2 protein-coding genes are annotated in these 1,414 nt (G+C 57.4%); both read left to right on the top strand.

What is annotated here, in order from left to right; translation table 11 throughout:
* Positions 1-419: SDR family NAD(P)-dependent oxidoreductase (locus tag AC1DUU_RS31975; protein ID WP_476787310.1), on the top strand; the 419-nt coding region annotated here is incomplete at its 5' end.
* Between the two features lie 497 nt (positions 420-916).
* Positions 917-1,414 (top strand): substrate-binding domain-containing protein (locus tag AC1DUU_RS31970; protein ID WP_476787309.1); only part of this gene is annotated, 498 nt, incomplete at its 3' end.

The raw sequence follows: 1,414 nt of genomic DNA, 5'->3' as shown, positions 1-1,414 counted from the left end.
ACATCAATCTCAAGGGTACGTTCTTCGTCACCCAGGCAGTTGGCAGGCTGATGATTGCGCAGAAGTCCGGGAGGATTATCAACATAAGCTCGCAGGCGGGGAGCGTAGTCCTCAAGGGCGAGGCAATCTACTGTATGACCAAGGCGGCGATCAATCACCTTACACGTTGCCTTGCCCTGGAATGGGCGCCATACAACATCACCGTCAACTCTGTGGCGCCGACCTTTGTGTGGACCGACGGAACAAGGCCCAGCCTCGCGGATCCTAAATTCCACCAGCACGTATTGAAGCACATTCCTCTCGGCCGGATTGGTGACCCGATCGACGTTGCTGGGATGGTCGTCTTCCTTGCTTCTCCCGCCGCCTCGCTGGTGACCGGAGCCAATATGCTGGTCGATGGTGGATGGTCTATCGCCTAGTAACACTTGCTGGCGTCGACTTGAGGCCCAGCGTTGATACTGAGCTCTATCTTGCCATGAACGCGCAGGCGAGATCTTCTGCCGGTAGTGTGCCGCAATTGTAGGTGCCGGCGTGATCGCTGCGGACGAACGACCATATTGCCGCCCCTTTGGACGTCGGGTCGCGCACTTGTCAACCTCGCGCACGGCAAGATTGCGCATCAGACTAACCTGCCTCTCCCTTCGCATATTTTGGGAATGATAGTGATGCCGAACCGTCCGCCGGCATCTACGGCCACCCGGCTGCTGCCGAATTGGCGACATTAGTGACGTCCGAAAGTCAGCAAGCGAAGCAGGGCAATGCAATGGAGTTCCGAAACAACTCGCCGGTACACGTGGAAGCTATTTACCTGGACAGGCTTTGGGCAGAGGATAGCCGGGCGGGAGGAAGCACCCGGAATCCCTTGATTTAGTGCGTCCGAACGGCTTCCGACCGTTGGTTGCAAGGGAGGAAAATCATGAAACGTATTTTCCCGCTCGCGGTATGCGCCGCGGCGTTGATGCATTGCGTTCCCTATGCCTTCGCACAGTCCGGCAGTGTCGAAAAAGCTGTCGGCGGTTATGGCTTCGAAGAAGCAGCAAAGGAGGCCCCCGGTACTAAGGACTTCCATTCGGCCGATGGTCACCTCACTTTCGCTTTGGTGACACACACGGCCGGCAATGGCTTCTTCGATCCGGTCTATGTCGGTGCGACCGTCGCCGGCAATATGATTGGCGCCAAGATCCTGCTGCTCGGCTCGGAATCACCGGTCGACGATCCTGCCCGCGAAATCGAAATCCTGAACCAGATCGTTCAGGATCCTACCATCGACGGCATCATCATGACGACACCGCAGGTCGGTGCCTATAACGATATCGTCAAAGCCGCCGAGGCAGCGGGCATCCCGATTGCCACGACAAATTCCTTTGACGGCACGATCCTCAACCGCAGCGCCATCAGCCATACCGGTCAAGAC

This window comes from Aminobacter sp. P4_H6_2 (genome assembly GCF_056400805.1).
The sequence above is the reverse complement of the archived record's forward strand: the minus strand, read 5'-3'. Positions and strand labels throughout refer to the sequence as shown.